We start from the raw sequence: 16,330 nt of genomic DNA, 5'->3' as shown, positions 1-16,330 counted from the left end.
AATACCGATGTCCGCAGGTATGACAGGCAACATGACGGTTGGTCGTTTCAACAGAAAAGATAAGGGCATTGCCGAGGACGTGCGTGCTGCGATAGGAGACGCCTTTGATGCCAAAGGCATGATACAAAAGTGATTGTGACAGACTGAGCTCCTTTTGTTGTCGGGTTTCGTCGCCAGACAACATCGCTCATGTCATGTCACTTTTCCACAACTCCTTCCAACCCCAGGTACGCGTTTGCCGGATGAACCATAATCGAGCAGCTTGTCTATTTGCCCAGGCGTGAGCAAGGAAAGCCTATGTTTCGGCGCTGACGGCCTCCTTATCTCCTTTCCAGGGTCTTCGATCTGCAATCCCCACTCCGCTCTCGCCATCCGGTACAGGCACGATATGAAGCTCATGTCCTGGATGACCGAGCTTGGCCCCACACGTTGCATCCTCCAGTCGTGATACTCGGCGATATCCTTCGGAGCGATGGTTTGCATGGCCTCGGACGACAGTTGGGGCACGGTTCTACCCGGTGCCGCGTGGCCCAAGGCTCGTCCATGCTGCGTCCGCGTCAATCAAGCGCCCGGTCGGAAAACGAGCCGCCTTGTTTTTGCTCTTGCGGAACCTGAAAAAAGAGTGGCATAGTGCCGACATTATGCACATCTCGCACAACAGGCAAGTCCGGATTGCAGTGCCGCGGGTCGCGATTTTCGGCTGCGGCAACATCCTGCTCGGCGACGACGGCTTCGGTCCGGCCGTGGTCGAGCAACTGGCCCGCCTTGGCCTGCCGTCGACGGTCCGCCTGGTCGATGCCGGCACCGCGATCAGGGAGTATCTGCTCGATTATCTGCTCGACCCCGGCCAGCGGCCCGCGCTGCTGATCGTGATCGATGCCGATCCTGGGCAAGGGACGGAGCCCGGCCTGCTGCGCCGCTGCGCGCCCGCCGATGTGCCTGCCCGCAAGATCCACGATTTCTCTCTCCACCAATTTCCCACCGTCAACCTGCTGCGGGAGCTGACGGCCCAAACCAGGATCGAGATCGTTCTCTTTCTGGTCGGCATCAAGCCGCCCGCCACCCTGTGCGCCCCTGGCCTGTCGCCGCCGGTTCGGGCCGCCGTCGACCTGGCCTGCGCCCGGATCGCCGAACTCGTCGCCCCCTTTGCCGTCCCGGAGAGCGTCGCGCCATGATCTACGAAGCCAAGGTCAACGAGTTGGCGGAAGAATTCGGGGTGCATCGCAACACCATCCGCAACTGGATCAACGCAGGCATCCTCCCGGCCCAGGAGGGGCCTGGCCGCCGCTACCTGATCCAATGGGAGGATTACCGGCGGCTGTGCGAGAAGTATGGTCGACAGCCCCGGTTGAAGTCCGATGCGGCCGCGCCCGGCGAATTGCCGGTGGCGCCCCGTTCTCCGGTCGCGGCGGCCTCGATGCCGGTTTGCCTGGACGCGAAGGCCAAGGATCTGGATACCTCGCCGGGCCTGGCCGACATCTGCCTGACCTGCGGCTCCTGCGCCGGTGCCTGCCCGATTTCCGGGGTCGACGAGCTCGACCCGCGCAAGATCGTGCGCATGGCCTTCCTGGGCCTGGAGGACGAGGTGGTGGCGAGCAGCTGGCCGTGGAAGTGCACCCTGTGCGGCAAGTGCGAGGCGGTCTGCCCGATGAACGTCGAGATTGTGCAGCTGCTGCGTCGCATCCGGGCGCGCTGCGACCGGGACAAGGTGCCGGCCGCCATCCGCAAGGGGGTGGTCACCTGCCTGGAAAGGGGCAACAATCTCGGCATTCCCAAGGACGATTTTCTCGCCCTGGCGCGGGAAATGGGCGAAGAACTCGCCCGCGCCTCCTGCCCCGGTTTTGTCACCCCCATCGATGTCCGCGGCACCCGATTCCTGGTGACGGTCAATTCCAAACAGCCCTTTGCCGAGCCCGAGGCCATGACCTGGTGGTGGAAGATCTTCCACGCTGCCGGCGAATCCTGGACCATCTCCTCCGAATACTGGGAGGGGATCAACTGGGGGCTCCATGCCGGCGACTACGGCGCGATGCGCACCATGGTCAAGCGGATCATCGACAATATCGAGCGGCTCAACTGCACGGCCCTGCTCCTGCCCGAATGCGGCCACGCCTACTATGCCACCCGTTATGCCCTGGAGCGCTGGTTTCCCGAGTCGTTGCAGCAGTTCAAGATCTACTCGGTCTTCGACTTGCTGCTCGAATACCTCAACGAGGGCAGAATCCGGCTCGATCCGGCCAGCCAAACCAAGCTGGCCACTTTCCACGATTCCTGCAACTACGGTCGCCATTCGCTCAAGGCCTTTGGCCACGGCTATTTCGAGGAGGCCCGCATTTTGACCAAGGCCTGCTGCAAGCGATACGTCGACCTGGTGCCGGACCGGGAAGAAAACTACTGCTGCGGTGCCGGCGGCGGCGCCTGGGCCGATCCCTTCGGGGCCGAGCGGGTCTTCCACGGCCGGATCAAGGCCCGCCAGATCAGCGCTTCCGGCGCCAAGCTGGTGGTCACCTCCTGCCTCAACTGCCGGGACCAGATTCTCTATTCGCTCAACCGCGAATTCAACCTCCACGTCGAGGTTCAGTTTCTCTGGCAACTGGTGGCCAATGCCCTGGTCATGCCGCCGACGGAGACGAGGGAGGCGCGCCGTGTCTGAACAGGCCATGATCGGGGCGGTCCTGGTGGTGGGGGGCGGCATTTCCGGGATGCAGGCCGCGCTCGACCTGGCCGACTCCGGCTATTTCGTCCATCTGGTGGAGAAAACCGGCGCCATCGGCGGCGCCATGCCGCAGTACAACAAGGTGTTTCCCACCAACGACTGCGCCATGTGCATCATCTCGCCCAAGCTGGTCGAGTGCGGCCGCCATCCCAATATCGACATCATGACGCTGACCACGGTGATCGACATAGGCGGCAGGGCAGGGGACTTCACCGTGCGGGTGCTGGAACATCCCCGCTATGTCGACCCGGCCAAGTGCATTGCCTGCGGCCAATGCAGCCGCCGTTGCCCCAAAAGCATCGACGACTCGTTCAACATCTTCATGGCCAAGCGCAAGGCCATCTATATCAAGTATCCCCAGGCGGTGCCGCTCAAGTACCAGATCGATCCCCAGGCCTGCATCCGCTTGAACGATCCGGAAAAATGCGGGATTTGCGCCGAAATCTGCCCGCCCGGCGCCATCGATTTCGCCGATCGCGGCCAGGAGCGGTATCTGCGGGTGGGCGCGGTGGTGATGGCGCTCGGTTTCCAGCCCTTCGATCCCGGCAAGACCAGGGCCTGGGGCTACGGGCTCTATCCCAATGTGGTCACCTCGCTCCAGTTCGAACGATTCCTGTCGCCGGGCGGTCCCACCGGCGGCGTCCTCGCCCGGCCCTCGGACCGCCAGCCGGTACGGCGGATCGCCTTTCTCCAGTGCATCGGCAGCCGCGACAAGAACCGCTGCAACAACGAATACTGCTCGACGGTCTGCTGCATGTACGCGATCAAGGAGGCCATGACTGTCAAGGAGGCGTGTCCGGAGGTGGAGGTGACCATTTTCTACCTGGACATGCGCACTCCGGGCAAAGAGTTCGAGCGTTACTTTGAGCAGGCCCGCAACGAATACAATATCCGTTTCGTCCGTTCCCGCATCCACGGGGTCGAACCCAAGGGGCAGAAAGGCGATTTGTGGCTGCACTACATCGATGCCCATGGCCGGCAGGTGGAAGAGACGGTCGATCTGGTGGTGCTGTCGGTGGGGCTGGAAACCCCGGATGCCATGGTCCGGCTGGCCGAAAAGATCGGCATTCACATGACCCCGGACCGTTTCGCCTCGATCTCGGCTCTGATGCCGGTCCACACCTCGCTGAAGGGCATTTTCACCTGCGGTGCCTTCAACGGCCCGCGCGACATCCCCCAGTCGGTGATCGGCGGTTCGGCGGCCGCGGCCAGCGTCGCCGCCCTGCTCAATCCGGTCCGTCACAGCCTGACCAGGAACCTGCCGCCGCCGCCGGAACAGGATGTCAGCCGCCAGGAACCGCGGATCGGGGTGTTTGTCTGCCACTGCGGCACCAATATCGCCGGGGTGGTCGATGTCGAGGAGGTGGCCGCCCATGCCGCGACTCTGCCGCAGGTGGCCCATGTGGCCCGCAACCTGTTCACCTGCTCCCAGGACACCCAGGACCTGATGGTCCAACAGATCCGGGAAAAACGGCTCAACCGGATCGTGGTCGCCGCCTGCACCCCCAAAACCCACGAGCCCCTGTTTCGCAAGACCCTCAAATCGGCCGGGATCAACGAATACCTGATCGAGATGGCCAATATCCGCAACCAGAACGCCTGGGTCCACGGCCAGGAGCCGGAGCTTGCCACGGCCAAGGCCAAGGATCTGGTCCGGATGGCGGTGGCCAAGGTGAGCGGCCAGACGGCCCGCAAGCCGCTGCGCATCTCCATTGCCCCCTCGGTGCTGGTCATCGGCGGCGGGGTGGCGGGGATGACCTCGGCGCTCAATCTGGCCGGGCAGGGCTACCAGGTCTATCTGATCGAAAAGACGCAGCAGCTCGGGGGCAATGCCCTCCACCTCTACCAGACCTGGAGCGGCGAGCACGTGCCCCGTTTTCTCAAGGAGCTGCGGGAGGCGGTGCAGCAGCATCCCCTGATCGAGATCTGCTACAGCAGCACCATCGTCGCGGTCAGCGGCCATGTGGGCAATTTCACCAGCCTGATCCGTACCGGCACGAGCCGCAAGCGGACCATCGACCACGGGGCGGCGATCATCGCCACCGGAGCCAAGCGCTACATCCCCGAGGAATTCGAGTACGGCAAAATCCCCAAGGTGGTGGCCTCGATCGAGTTCGACAAGCTGCACATGCACAACGAGACCAGGGTGGCCAACGGCAAGTCCTTTGTTTTTATCCAGTGCGTCGGTTCGCGCAACCGGCAGCGGCCCTATTGCTCGAAGTCCTGCTGCACTCATTCGATCCAGAGCGCCATCAAGCTGAAGAAGGAGGCGCCGGACCGCCGGATCTACATCCTTTACCGGGAGATCCGCACCTACGGCCAACGAGAGCGAATCTACAACCAGGCCAGGGAGATGGGGATCGTGTTCATCAACTACGAGCAGCACGGTCCGCCCCGGATCAGGAAAGCGGACAACAGCGTGCTGGTGGAGGTATGGGACCACGTGCTCCATCGACCCCTGGAGATCCGGGCGGACATGGTCATCCTCGCCGCCGCCACCCTGGCCAATCCCGAGGCCGCGGCCCTGGCCACCATGTTCAAGCTGCCGCTCAATCGGGACGGCTTTTTCGAGGAAGCCCATGCCAAGCTGCGGCCGGTGGAATTCCATGTCGACGGGGTGTTCGTCGCCGGTCTGGCCCATTATCCCAAGCCGCTGGAAGAGTCGATTTCCCAGGCCCTGGCCGCCGCGGCCAAGGCGGGGCGGCTCCTGTCGCGCAAGGAAATCGCCCTGGAACCCAACATCGCCCTGGTCGATCCGGACCGGTGCGACGACTGCGCCCTGTGCCTCGGGGTCTGCCCCTACCAGGCGATCAAGCTGGCGGAATATCGGGACGGGGAAGGCGTCCTGCGCAAGACCGTGACCGTGGACCGCATTCTCTGCAAGGGCTGCGGCATCTGTCAGGGTACCTGCCCCAAGCGGGGAATCGACGTCGCCGGATTCACCACCGCCCAGCTCGAGGCCCAGATCGACGCGGCCCTGGAGGCCGCCGTGCCGGCGGAGGAAGGGCCATGAAAAGGCAACCGGTGATCATCGCCTTCTGCTGCAACTGGTGCTCCTATGCTGCCGCCGATTTGGCCGGAATTTCCCGCCTGCAGTATCCCGGCTCGATCCGGATCATCCGGGTGATGTGCTCGGGCATGGTCCATCCGGACCTGGTGCTCCAGGCCCTGAACAAGGGGGCGGACGGGGTAATCGTCGTCGGCTGCCACCTCGGCGAGTGCCATTACCTCAGGGGCAACGAGATGGCTCTGGCCCGGGCGGAGATCATTGCCGATACCCTGGAGGACCTGGGCATTGCCGCCGAGCGCTTCCAGCTGGTCTGGGTGTCGTCGTCCGAACCGGAACGGCTGGTCGCGGCCTTCCGGGCCATGAGCGAGCGGTTGGAGGCCGGAAGGCCGCCCTGGATCGAGGCCAAGGAGGACGGACAATGAGCGAGGCGCGGCGGCCACGGCTGTGCTGCCACTGGCTGCACGCCTGCTCCGGCTGCGAGCTGGCGCTGCTCAACGGCGGCGACCTTTTTCTCGATTTGCTGCAACTGGTGGATATCGTTCATTTTCCGCTGCTGCTGGACCGCAAATATGCAAACGACGCGGAAGGCAAACCCGACCTGCCCCCAGCCGAGATCGGCCTGGTATCGGGCGGGGTGGCCAGCAAGGCCCAACTGGAGTTGCTGCGGACCATGCGCGGGCAATGCCGCGTCCTGGTTGCCTTCGGGACCTGTGCCAGCCATGGCGGCATCCCGGCGTTGAGAAACCAGTGGACAGTCGAACAGACGCTTGGCACGGTTTTTCCAGAAGATGAGCGTTCTTGTTCAGGCGGATTCGATCCCGAGGACTGGCTGGATCGGGTCTATGCCATCGACGAGCAGGTGGAGGTCGATCTGCTCCTGCCCGGCTGCCCGCCCCGGCCGGAAACCATTGTCGCGACAGTGGCCGCCCTGGCGACCGGGCACCGGCCGCAGCTGGCCGAAAAAAGCGTGTGCGAGCACTGTCCCACGGCCCGTACCGGCAGTGGCCGGATGAGCGTGCGGCGGTTTCTGGCCAATGCCGACTACGATCCCGAAGCGCCGACCGACTCGATGCGCTGCCTGCTCGAGCAAGGTTTGCTCTGCATGGGACCGGTGACCGTCGGCGGCTGCGGCGGCCGGGAAATGCCGCTGTGCATCCGCGCCCGGGTCCCGTGCCGGGGCTGCTATGGCCCGGTACGGCGCCAGGGCAACCAGCTGCTCGACCTGCTCAACGTGTTGGCCAGCAAGGGCATCGATCACCGCGCCATTGTCGACCGGCGCTCCCTGCTGCGGTTCAGCGGGGCGCATGGCCTGCTCAAACCGAACATCCGGGAGAGATAGATGGCCGGAACGCACAGCATCGCCGCGCACTCGGACCGAAGTTTCGGATTCGACCGGCCGGTAAGGAGCGGGAATTCATGCCCCAGGTAATCAGCATCCAGCCGGTAACCCGGATCGAAGGACAGGCCCGGATCGACATCCACCTCGACGATGCCGGCCAGGTGGCCGATGCCCGGCTGTCGATCGACGCCCTGCGCGGCTTCGAACAGTTCGTCATCGGCCGGCCGGCCGAGGAGATTCCCCGGATCGTCAGCCGGATCTGCGGCATTTGTCCCTGGATGCACCATGTGGCCGCGGCCAAGGCCATTGATTGCTGTTTTACCGTCACCCCGCCGCCCGCCGGTCAGCTTTTGCGTGAGCTGTGCCTTGTATTGGCGCATATTCACGATAAAATTCTTCATTTCTTTTTTCTCGCCGCTCCGGATTTCCTATTCGAGCCGAACAGCGACTATTCGGTGCGCAACCTGATGGGATTGGTGCAACGCCAGCCGGAACTGGCGGCCGAGGTGGTGCGGATGCGGCAGCTGGGGCTGGCGATGCTCGAACGGATCGCCGGCAAGGCCACTCACCCGGTGGCCGCGGTAATCGGCGGTTTTTCCAAGCCCATGACCGAACAGGAACGGCAAGGCTTGTTGGCCGATGGCCGGGTGCTGCTCGATTTTGCCTGTCGGGCCCTGGACCTTGCCAAAAAACGGGTTTTCGTTCGTTTTGCGGAAGAAGAAGCGGCCTTGGGCGCGATCAGGACCGGTTTCCTCGGCACGGTCGACGACCAGGGCAACTTGCGGTTCTACCGGGGCCGGTTGCGCCTGATGCGGCCGGGCGGCGACACCATCGATTTCGCGCCATCCGACTATGACCGCTATCTGGCCGAGCGGGCCGAGCCGTGGTCCACGGCCAAGATGGTCTATGCCCGCGCCTGGGACGAAGGCTTTTCCCTGGATCTCGAGGCGCCTCGAGGGGTTTACCGGGTCAACACCCTGGCCCGGATCAATGTCTGCGACCGCATTGCCACGCCCCTGGCCCAGGCCGAACTGGAGGCGTTTCGCGCTGGGTTCGGCCGTCCGGCCCAAGGCGCGCTGTTGGCCCACTGGGCCCGGCTGATCGAGCTGGTCTATGCCTGCGAGCGAATGCTTGAGCTGCTGGCGGACCAACGGATCGCCGAACCGCTGGTCCGCACCCCGGCCGAGCCGCGGGCCGGCAGAGGGGTCGGCCAGGTCGAGGCCCCGCGCGGCACCCTGATCCACGACTTCACCACCGACGACAACGGGTGCATTGTCCGCGCCAATCTGATCGTGGGCACCACGCACAATATCGCGCCGATGAACATGAGCGTCCACCGGGCCGCGGCCACCCTCATCGACGGGAGCCAGATCGATACCGCGCTGCTCAATCGGATCGAAATGGCGGTGCGCGCCTACGACCCCTGAATTTCCTGTGCCACGCACCGCCTGGATGGCGGGCTGCCATTGTCGATACGGTTGATCGATCATCGTGGAGAGATACTGCGCGCCCTGCGCCGATGATCCCTGCCGCTCTTACCGCGAGGTGTGCGATGTATGAGAAAAAAGATCGAAAAAACAGAACATTGGTTCGGGTGGAGGCGCCCGGTTGCGCCTGCGGTTTTGTCGGCCACATGACGGTCGACGAGTTGAAGCAGCGGGCCGCCCACGACGACATGGATCTCAGCTGCCCGGTCTGCGGCCTGATTCATCTCAGCCGCGAGGAGATCGAGGATCTGGAAAAGCAGAAGGTGGTCTACTCCAAGCGCTACCGGGAGATCCGGCGGCAGGCCGAAGGCGAGGCCGACACCTGAGCCCGGACCCAACCGGTGGCATCGACCCGGTTTTGTGCCGATTGGGCGCGATGGACGGGCCCTAAATTTGTAGTGGTGCAAAGCCCTGTTCCTTGCTAAGGTGCGTCGATGGCAGGAATATTGACTTCGGCGAGTTACGTATTTCTTCTTGCACCCAGGATGCCATGACCGTGGCTTCGCAATCCGCCTCTTGTCCGCTCCGAGCGTTGCACATCTCGGTTCATGGGATGGTGCAGGGGGTCGGATTCCGACCCTTTGTCTACCGGCTTGCCGTGCAACACGGGCTGAACGGCACCGTGGCCAACAACAGCGACGGGGTGGCCATTCACATCGGCGGCCCGTCCGAGGCGCTGGCGCGGTTCGTTGAGGCTTTGCGCGCCGAAGCCCCACCCATGGCCCGGATCGGCCGCATCGAAACCAGCCGGGCCGAAAGCCTGCCCATGGCAACCGGCGGGGAAACCGGCTTTCGCATTCTGCCCAGCCGTCACGGCGCCCGCCCTTCCACCCAGATCGCGCCGGATATCGCCCTGTGCGCCGATTGCCAACGCGAAATCCTCGATCCGGCCAACCGCCGCTTTTGCTACCCGTTCACCAACTGCACCAACTGCGGCCCGCGCTTCACCATCGTCAAACACATTCCCTACGACCGGCCCAACACCTCGATGGCCTGTTTTCCCATGTGCGAGGCCTGCAGCCGGGAATACCACGACCCGCTCGACCGCCGTTTCCATGCCCAGCCCAACGCCTGCCCGGTTTGCGGCCCGCGCTTGAGTTGGCACGACGGCGAAGGCCGTCCCTTGCCCGGCGATTGCCTGCCCCTGGCGGCCCAGGCCCTGGCCAACGGCCAGGTGGTGGCGATCAAGGGGCTGGGCGGCTTTCACCTGGCCGTGGATGGCGGCTCCGAGGCGGCGGTGGCGACACTGCGCCAACGCAAGGCCCGGCCGGCCAAACCCCTGGCGATCATGGTCCGCGATCTGGTTGCAGCTCGTCGCTATTGCCGGTTGAGCGATACGGAAGAGGCTTTGCTGGCCTCGCCGGAACGTCCGATCGTGCTGGTGAGCCGCAAAGAGCGCGCCGGCCTGGCAGAAGGCGTCGCGCCCGGTTTGGACCGCGTCGGGGTGATGCTGGCCTACACCCCGCTTCATTTCCTGCTCCTCAGCCAGGCGGCATCGCCTCGAGCCCTGGTGATGACCAGCGGCAACCGCAGCGACGAGCCGATCTGCACCGCTAACGACGAGGCGCTGCGGCGACTTCATGGCCTGGCCGATTTTTTCCTGCTCCACGACCGGGAGATCGTCACCCGGGTGGACGACTCGGTGGCCCGGATCATGGACGGCCGCATCCGCCTGCTGCGGCGAGCGCGCGGCTATTCGCCGGTGCCGGTGCCGCTTGGCCGGCCGACCGCCGACATCCTGGCCTGCGGCGGGGAAATGAAAAACACCTTCTGCATTGTCCGTGGCAACGAGGCTTACCTGAGCCAGCACATCGGTGAGCTGACCGAAGCGGCCCAGTTCGATTTTTTCCGGGAGAGCGTCGACCACCTCCAGGCGGTGCTGGAAACAACTCCGGCCAGGACGGCCTGCGACCTCCACCCCGACTATCTCAGCAGCCGCTATGCCCGCGGCCGAACCACGGATTGCTGCGCGGTGCAGCACCACCATGCCCACATCGGCGCGGTCATGGCCGAACACAACCTGGCGGGACCGGTGGTGGGCCTGGTGCTCGACGGCGCCGGCCACGGCGGCGACGGCACGGTGTTCGGCGGCGAGGTCTACCGGGCCGATCGCGGCGGCTTTGTCCGCCTGGCCCGGCTGGCCCATCTGCCCCTGCCCGGCGGAGACCGGGCCGCGACCCAACCCTGGCGAATGGGCATGGCCCTGCTGCATCGGGGCCTGGGACCGGAGGCCCTCGACCAACCGGGGCTGCCGCCGTCGCTGGCAACCGTTGACCACACCGCGCGCCGGATCATCGGCCAGATGCTGGCCAAGGGCGTGCACTGCCCGCCCACCTCGAGCTGCGGCCGCCTGTTTGACGCCATTGCCGCTTTGCTGGGCCTGTGCCTGGAAAGCAGCTACGAGGGCCAGGCCGCCATGCTCCTCGAATGCCAGGCCGGCCTGGCCACGGACGACGAGGCCGCGCCGGTCTATCCGGTGGCGCTGGGCGAGGACAGCGGCCTTCTGGTGATCGAAAGCGCCCATCTGGCCGAGCTGCTGTGCCGCGACCTGCGGGCCGGGACGCCGCTGCCGGTGCTGGCCCGCCGCTTCCATCTCTGGCTGGCCGCCTCCCTGGAAGCGGCCGTGGCGCGGGTGTGCCGGCACCCCCGCCTGGACGAGGTGGTTTTGGCCGGCGGATGCATGCAGAATCGGCTGCTCTACGAAACCCTGGCCCTCCGGCTGCGCCAGATCGGATGCACGGTGTACGGCGGCGAGAAGGTGCCGATGAACGACGGTGGCCTGGCCCTGGGCCAAGCCTATACTGGAGGTTTTTCATGTGTTTAGCCATTCCAATGCAGGTGGTCGCCATTGACGGCGGCAGCGACGAGGTGCTCGATCCCCAGGTGGCCCTGGTGGAAAGCGACGGGGTGCGTAAGGCCATCCGCCTGGAGATGGCCGACCGGCTGCCCACGGTGGGCGAATACGTGATCATTCATGCCGGTTTTGCCATCCGTACCCTGACCGCGGAGGAGGCCGAATACAACCTCGAGTTGATGCGGAAAATGGTCGACATGCTGGACCAAGACGGCGGCCCGGCCGGAGCGGTGCGGTGAATCTGGCCGAGGGATTCCGCAGCCGGGAGGTGACCGCGCCCCTGGTGGCCGAAATCGCCCGCTCCTTGGAACGGCCGATCCGGATCATGGAGGTGTGCGGCACCCACACCATGTCGATTTTCCGCCACGGCATCCGGTCGCTGCTGCCCGAGGGCATCACCCTGCTTTCGGGGCCGGGCTGTCCGGTGTGCGTCACCCCGGCCAGCCAGATCGATGCCATGCTGGCCGCCGCCGACCGGGAAGAGGTGACTATCGCCACCTTTGGCGACCTGGTCCGGGTGCCGGGCAGCGACCGTTCTCTGGCCGGGGCACGGGCCAGGGGCGCGCGGGTGGAGATCGTCTATTCGCCCATGGACGCCCTGGCGCTGGCGCAACGGGAACCGGAGCGGCTGGTGCTGTTTCCGGCCATCGGTTTCGAGACCACGGCCCCGGCCATCGCCGCCACCATCCTAGCGGCCGAGCGGACGGGCATCGCCAACTTCGCGGTGATCGAGGCCAACAAGACCATGCCCCAAGCCCTGGCCGCCCTGATGGACGATCCGCTGCTCAAGGTCGACGGCCTGCTCTGTCCGGGGCATGTCAGCGCCATCATCGGCAGCAGGGCCTATGGGCCGCTGGCCGAGCGCCACCGCCTGGCCTGCGCGGTGGCAGGCTTCGAACCGGCCGACATCCTGGCCGGCCTGCTCAGCCTGATCAGGCGGATCAACGCCGGCGAGCCCGGGGTGGAGAACTGCTACACCCGGGCGGTGGCCGAGGAGGGCAATGTCCGGGCCCGGCACCTGATCGAGCAGGTGTTCGAACCGGTGGCAAGCGAATGGCGCGGCCTGGGCGCCATTGCCGCCAGCGGTCTGCGGCTGAAAAAACAGTATCGCCGGTTCGACGGCCTGGCCCGGCTGGGGATCGCGGTACGGCCGACGCAGGAGCCCAAAGGCTGTCGCTGCGGCGAGATTCTCAAGGGCCGGCTGCTGCCGCCCGATTGCCCGCTGTACGGCACGGCCTGCACCCCCATGCGGCCGGTCGGCCCCTGCATGGTTTCCAACGAGGGGACCTGCGCGGCCTATTACAGATATATCGGAGTCACAGATATACCGGTGTCGCTCAAGAGGAGGGATGAATGCGTGTAGAACAGATGGCGGACTCGCGGGGAAGCCTCAAATGGATACAGCGGCTCGTTGAGCACAACCCAAGCGTTCTTAATTCACGATTACAGGAAGTTGGAGCACTGGCAACCGACCGGCTTGTTTGGCTGTCACCATTCTTTGAAGATGGATATGCAGAGTATCGTGATGCGGACTTCCTCAACCGCATAGGCCAGGGACATCTCGCCTCGGCATTGAAGGGATTCTGGCCGCAACGGGGTCCGCAATGGGATGCACTGGCCTCGGACGGGGCTGGAGGGGGTCTTTCTGTTTGAAGCGAAGGCTCATGCAGCGGAGATGGCGTCGACCTGCAAGGCAGGAAGCCCCTCGCGCAAGAAGATAGTTGCCGCGTGTAACGAAACAAAACACGTCGTCGGCGCTGGACTTCACACGGATTGGCTTCATGGCTATTACCAGTACGCAAATCGGATCGCCCATTTACATTTTCTTCGGAAGCACCAGGTGGAGGCGTGGCTCGTCTTTTTGTATTTTCTTGGTGACAAGGACATGAACGGACCGGATTCAGAGGCAGGATGGGAACCGCACATCGAAGCGGCCCATCGCCACCTCGGATTGAAAAACCATATGCAGTGGGTTGTTTCGCTCTTCCAGCCCATAGCGGATTTGCGCGTTCGTAGATTGGACTGATAAAAAACCTCCAACTTGCAGCCTGTTGAATGATGAGAAAAAGTTGTGGGACCAAAAGCCCCTTACCGCTGAGCCGGGCGTCGGGGTGCGGAACCGGAAGAAAGGGGCAAGCTGTCCGAGCGCAGCGAGTTCTTGCCCCGCCGGTTTCGTATCCCGGCGAACGGGGTTGTCTCAGCGGCAGGGCTGCCCTTTCTTTTGATTCTTTTCTTTGGGCAAGCAAAGAAAAGAATGCCTCCCGCAGGGAAAAGCAACGTTCCGCTGGCGTGGGGCCATTTTTCTTTTGCTTGCTCAAAAAAGGACCAAGAAAAGAGCACCCGCTGTTCCAGCCCTGCGGGCTTCCTGGCGCTTCTCGGTCAGGGGGGCATGGACAAACTCGCTTCGCTCGAACAGCGTTCATGACGTATCTGCCCTGACCTGCGATGCTCAGCGGAACAGAAGGGCACCGGAACAAGCGTGTTATCTGCCAATGCGAACAAACCGACGGCGAGAAACCAGTTGCTGCACCCGACATGTCCGCAGAGGGCGGCACCAAAAGATGAACAACCAACCTTTCTGAAATCTGCATGGATACCTTCATCAACCTCGACCACGGCAGCGGCGGCTTGGCCAGCCAGCACCTGATCGGCAATCTTTTCCTCAAATACCTGACCAGTCCCCAGCTGCGCGACCTGGAAGACTGCGCCGTGCTGGGCGAGTACGCCGGCCGCATCGCCCTGTCCACCGACAGCTATGTGGTCGACCCGCTGTTCTTTCCCGGCGGCGACATCGGCTGCCTGGCGGTGCACGGCACCATCAACGACCTGGTGATGCGCGGCGCCCGGCCGCTGGCCCTGAGCCTGGCCTTGATCATCGAGGAGGGCTTTGCCCTGGATCGCCTGGAGCGGATCATCGCCTCGGTGGCCGCCGCCTCCGAATCGGCCGGGGTGGCGGTGGTCACCGGCGACACCAAGGTGGTGCCCAGGGGCAAGGTCGACCAATTGTTCATCAACACCAGCGGCATCGGCCTGGCCTCGCACCGACACGACATCTCCGGCAAAAAGGCCCAGCCGGGCGACGCGGTCATCCTCTCCGGCACCCTGGCCGACCACGGCATTACCATCATGAGCTGCCAGGCCGGGATCGAGATCGGCGGCGACATCGCCAGCGACACCCAGCCCTTGCACCGGCTGGTGGGCGCCCTGTTGGAAAACGATGCCGGCTCGGTCCATGTCCTGCGCGATCCGACCCGGGGTGGCCTGGCCACCAGTCTGTGCGAGATTGCCGCGGCCTCGCGGGTCGATATCACCATCGAGGAGGACCGGCTGCCGATCAAGCCCGCGGTCGGCACCGCCTGCGAGCTGATCGGGCTGGACCCGCTCTATCTGGCCAACGAGGGCAAATGCATCGTGGTGTGCGACCGCGACGGGGCCGAGGAGCTTCTCCAGACCATGCGCCGCCTGCCCGAGGGACGCGATGCCGCCCTGATCGGCTGGGTGGGCGAGGGCCGAGCCGAGGGCCGGGTCAGCCTCACCACCCGCATTGGCGGCTCCCGGCTGCTCGAACCGCTGACCGGCCAGCCGTTGCCGCGCATCTGCTGAGCCGGCTGCCACGCCAAGGAGGAGCGCATGCACGAACTATCCCTGGCCCAGAGCCTGATTACGCAGATCCTGGCCTTGGCCGCCGAACACGGAGCCCGCAAGGTCAGCCGGGTGGTGGTGACCCTGGGACCCTTTTCCGGGGTGGTCCGCGACTCGTTCGAGTTCGGCTTCTCCATCCTTAAACAAGAGCAGGAGCCGGTGCGCGACGCCCGCCTGGAACTGGAAACCCCTGACCCGGAATATCGCTGCCTGGATTGCGGCAAGGTGGCGGTGATTCCCTTTCCCCGCCAGAGCGACCGCCTGGAGCTGGCCCGTTGCGGCCTGGCGGCGAAGAAATGCCCGTGGTGCGGTTCGAACCGGCTTTCTCCGCAAGGCGGCACCGAACTGATCCTCAATCAACTCGAAATGGAGTAGCGTCATGTGCGATACCTGCGGCTGTCAACTGCACGAACACCACCGGCACGACACCAAGGTGGTCGAGGTCAATCGGAGCCTGCTTGAGGCCAACCAAAAGCAGGCGGAGGCGAACCGCCACCACATTGAGCACATGGGGGCCATGGCCATCAACCTGATTTCCAGTCCGGGTTCGGGCAAGACCACCCTCCTGGAGCGGACCATCGACGCCTTGAAGGCAAGCTATGCCATCGGGGTGATCGAGGGCGACATCGAGACCGAGCGCGACGCCGACCGCATCCGCGCCAAGGGCGTGCCGGCGGTGCAGCTGACCACCGGCGGGGCCTGCCATCTCGACGCCCCCATGGTGCACGGCGGCCTGCATGTGCTCGAACACTTTGCCAAGGGCAGGCCGCTTGACCTGATTTTCATCGAAAATGTCGGCAACCTGGTCTGTCCGGCTACCTTCGATCTCGGCGAGCACCGGCGGGTGGTGCTGCTGTCCACCCCGGAAGGCTCGGACAAGCCCGCCAAATACCCGGCCACCTTCAAGAGCGCCGACCTGCTGCTGATCACCAAGTCCGACCTGTTGCCGCATTTCGATTTTTCGGTGGAGGAGGCCGCCGGCCAGGCGCGCTTGCTGAAGCCGGAGCTGGAAATCTTCACCCTGTCCGCCACCACCGGCGACGGTTTTGCCGCATGGCTGGCCTACCTGCGCCAGCTGCTCGCCCAACGCACCCCGCACGTCCATTGATCGTTTTCCGCTGCATCCCCGCTCAATCGCCAGTCGCATAAATTGATAACATAGGTTTTCACTTGGTGAAAACTTATGTTATCAATTGCAAACACGCGCAAACGCTCCGGTGCGAGTCGCTCCGGATAACGCCTTGTTCTTATTTGGATAAACCCAAAGCGCTTCCCCTGGCAC

General features: G+C 64.4%; 15 protein-coding genes. All 15 read left to right on the top strand.

The features are described 5' to 3' along the window. Nucleotides 1–677: 677 nt before the first annotated feature. Entirely contained in the window at nt 678–1,175 is a 498-nt protein-coding gene (locus tag RMR13_RS13260; RefSeq protein ID WP_310601101.1) for a hydrogenase maturation protease, read from the top strand. Next, entirely contained in the window at nt 1,172–2,653 is a 1,482-nt protein-coding gene (locus RMR13_RS13255) for a 4Fe-4S dicluster domain-containing protein (protein WP_409070299.1), read from the top strand. Before RMR13_RS13260 ends, RMR13_RS13255 begins: the two co-directional genes overlap by 4 nt. A gap of 7 nt (nt 2,654–2,660) precedes the next feature. Further along, on the top strand, nt 2,661–5,729 hold the full coding sequence (locus RMR13_RS13250) for an FAD-dependent oxidoreductase (protein ID WP_310601102.1): 3,069 nt from the start codon (nt 2,661–2,663) through the stop codon (nt 5,727–5,729). Beyond that, on the top strand, nt 5,726–6,148 hold the full coding sequence (locus RMR13_RS13245) for a hydrogenase iron-sulfur subunit (protein WP_310601100.1): 423 nt from the start codon (nt 5,726–5,728) through the stop codon (nt 6,146–6,148). Before RMR13_RS13250 ends, RMR13_RS13245 begins: the two co-directional genes overlap by 4 nt. After that, nucleotides 6,145–7,065, top strand: a complete 921-nt coding sequence (locus tag RMR13_RS13240; protein WP_310601099.1) for a methyl viologen-reducing hydrogenase — start codon at nt 6,145–6,147, stop codon at nt 7,063–7,065. Before RMR13_RS13245 ends, RMR13_RS13240 begins: the two co-directional genes overlap by 4 nt. 77 nt (nt 7,066–7,142) lie before the next feature. Continuing rightward, nucleotides 7,143–8,492 carry a Ni/Fe hydrogenase subunit alpha gene (locus RMR13_RS13235; protein WP_310601098.1) on the top strand — a complete coding sequence of 450 codons (1,350 nt, stop codon included), beginning with the start codon at nt 7,143–7,145 and terminating at the stop codon, nt 8,490–8,492. Between the two features lie 125 nt (nt 8,493–8,617). Further along, nucleotides 8,618–8,878: a hypothetical protein gene (locus tag RMR13_RS13230; protein WP_310601097.1), complete on the top strand. Its 261-nt coding sequence runs from the start codon at nt 8,618–8,620 to the stop codon at nt 8,876–8,878. A 164-nt stretch (nt 8,879–9,042) separates the two neighbouring features. Next, entirely contained in the window at nt 9,043–11,376 is a 2,334-nt protein-coding gene (hypF, locus tag RMR13_RS13225) for a carbamoyltransferase HypF (RefSeq protein ID WP_310601096.1), read from the top strand. Further along, nucleotides 11,367–11,645, top strand: a complete 279-nt coding sequence (locus RMR13_RS13220; RefSeq protein ID WP_310601095.1) for a HypC/HybG/HupF family hydrogenase formation chaperone — start codon at nt 11,367–11,369, stop codon at nt 11,643–11,645. Before hypF ends, RMR13_RS13220 begins: the two co-directional genes overlap by 10 nt. After that, a complete protein-coding gene (gene hypD, locus RMR13_RS13215) occupies nt 11,642–12,769 on the top strand; it encodes a hydrogenase formation protein HypD (protein WP_310601094.1) in 1,128 nt (375 codons plus the stop codon). The genes RMR13_RS13220 and hypD overlap by 4 nt, the downstream gene beginning before the upstream one ends. Further along, nucleotides 12,760–13,059: a hypothetical protein gene (locus RMR13_RS13210; RefSeq protein ID WP_310601093.1), complete on the top strand. Its 300-nt coding sequence runs from the start codon at nt 12,760–12,762 to the stop codon at nt 13,057–13,059. Before hypD ends, RMR13_RS13210 begins: the two co-directional genes overlap by 10 nt. A 22-nt stretch (nt 13,060–13,081) precedes the next feature. Further along, nucleotides 13,082–13,432, top strand: a complete 351-nt coding sequence (locus RMR13_RS13205; RefSeq protein ID WP_310601092.1) for a hypothetical protein — start codon at nt 13,082–13,084, stop codon at nt 13,430–13,432. Nucleotides 13,433–13,995: 563 nt separating this feature from the next. Continuing rightward, nucleotides 13,996–15,009: a hydrogenase expression/formation protein HypE gene (hypE, locus tag RMR13_RS13200; protein ID WP_310601091.1), complete on the top strand. Its 1,014-nt coding sequence runs from the start codon at nt 13,996–13,998 to the stop codon at nt 15,007–15,009. A 27-nt stretch (nt 15,010–15,036) separates the two neighbouring features. Next, the gene (locus tag RMR13_RS13195) at nt 15,037–15,423 is read left to right on the top strand and encodes a hydrogenase maturation nickel metallochaperone HypA (protein ID WP_310601090.1); all 387 of its coding nucleotides are present in this window, start codon (nt 15,037–15,039) and stop codon (nt 15,421–15,423) included. Nucleotides 15,424–15,427: 4 nt separating this feature from the next. Continuing rightward, on the top strand, nt 15,428–16,156 hold the full coding sequence (hypB, locus tag RMR13_RS13190) for a hydrogenase nickel incorporation protein HypB (protein WP_310601089.1): 729 nt from the start codon (nt 15,428–15,430) through the stop codon (nt 16,154–16,156). Nucleotides 16,157–16,330 lie beyond the last annotated feature (174 nt).

It is taken from the genome of Desulfobulbus sp. (assembly GCF_031547805.1).
Taxonomy (GTDB): domain Bacteria; phylum Desulfobacterota; class Desulfobulbia; order Desulfobulbales; family Desulfobulbaceae; genus Desulfobulbus.
Note: the sequence above shows the minus strand (reverse complement) of the source record. Positions and strands in the feature narration are given on the sequence as shown.